General features: G+C 52.0%; 1 protein-coding gene. It reads right to left on the bottom strand.

Going from position 1 to position 1126, the window contains the following annotated elements; all coding sequences use genetic code 11:
• Nucleotides 1–32: 32 nt before the first annotated feature.
• Nucleotides 33–1079 carry an IS630 family transposase gene (locus tag B0H50_RS13065; protein ID WP_073306514.1) on the bottom strand — a complete coding sequence of 349 codons (1047 nt, stop codon included), beginning with the start codon at nt 1077–1079 and terminating at the stop codon, nt 33–35.
• Nucleotides 1080–1126: the final 47 nt, after the last annotated feature.

Here is a 1126-nt window from a genome sequence, read left to right on the forward strand (position 1 = left end):
TTATTGCTCCGGCGGATATATTTTTTACATAGTCATGCTGCATAAGAGACATGCTTGTCGCCAAAATACTTGATTACTCGTTCAGGGCTGTTGCTCACCATTTTCATGTGGGATTCCGCATGGGAGCGTAGCTTTTCGCGAGTCCGAGCCGGTGCGTTGGAAGATATTTCGTGTTTCAGGTCGGCATTAAGACGTTCGTCAGGATTCAGCTCGGGACTGTAGCTGGGCAGGTAGAATACGCTTATCTTGTCCGTGTTCGCTTCAAGCCATTCCTTTACCGGCTTGCTGTGGTGAACCCTCAGGTTGTCCATCACGAGAAACACTTTCTTCCCTTTCCCGTCTGCATACACATCCTTCACCAGAGCTGTCATGAAGTCGATGAGCTTCGTCGCGTCGAACGCCCCGTCAATCATCATCCAGTGGCACTTCCCGCGATTGTTCACCGCCGATATCATGGAAAAGCGCTCCCTGCATCCGGGAGCCTTCACGACCGGGGTCTGCCCGCAGGGGGCGTAGCTGCGGCCACGGACATCCGTGTTCACGATGGCGGTCTCGTCCGCCCAGTGGATTTCCGCATTCTCGCATACCGCATCGGCCTTTATTTTCGGGTATTCCTCTTCGAGCCACTTCTTCACCGCTTCGGGGTTTTGCTCGTACGCGCGGACAATCGGTTTTTGCGGGGTGAAGTTCCATCTTTTGAGGTAGTCGCCGACCGTTCTCTTGGCCAGCTTCACTCCAAATTTGCTGCGGACAAGCTCCGCAACCGCTTCGCGGGTCCAGAGGGCGAACTTGAACTTGAGCTGTTCGGGACGCTTGTCCCGGATTAGTTTCTGTATCTCGGATTCTTGATTGGCGGAAAGGAGCCTTTTTTCCCTTTCCTTGCGGCCCCTTGTCTTCGGCTTGAGCGCATTCATCCCGCCTTTCTCGTAAAGCGATAGAACTGCATCCACCATGGGGCGGCTCACGCCGCAGGTCTCTGCGATCTTGCTTTTCTTGAATCCCGCCTTCTTCATTTTTACGATTGTCTTCCGTTTTTCGAGAAGGCTCTGGACATTCTTTCTTGCATCATCTTTTTCCATGATGCAAATATAGTAAACTTTGCTTGTTTTGTAAAGTATTTATCTGC

Origin of the sequence: Hallerella porci (assembly GCF_003148885.1) — a bacterium.
Taxonomy (GTDB): Bacteria; Fibrobacterota; Fibrobacteria; order Fibrobacterales; family Fibrobacteraceae; genus Hallerella; species Hallerella porci.

What these genes read in the sequence shown, in the direction of transcription:
- B0H50_RS13065 (WP_073306514.1), bottom strand. Translation starts at nt 1,079, where the DNA reads ATGGAAAAAGATGATGCAAGAAAGAATGTCCAGAGCCTTCTCGAAAAA.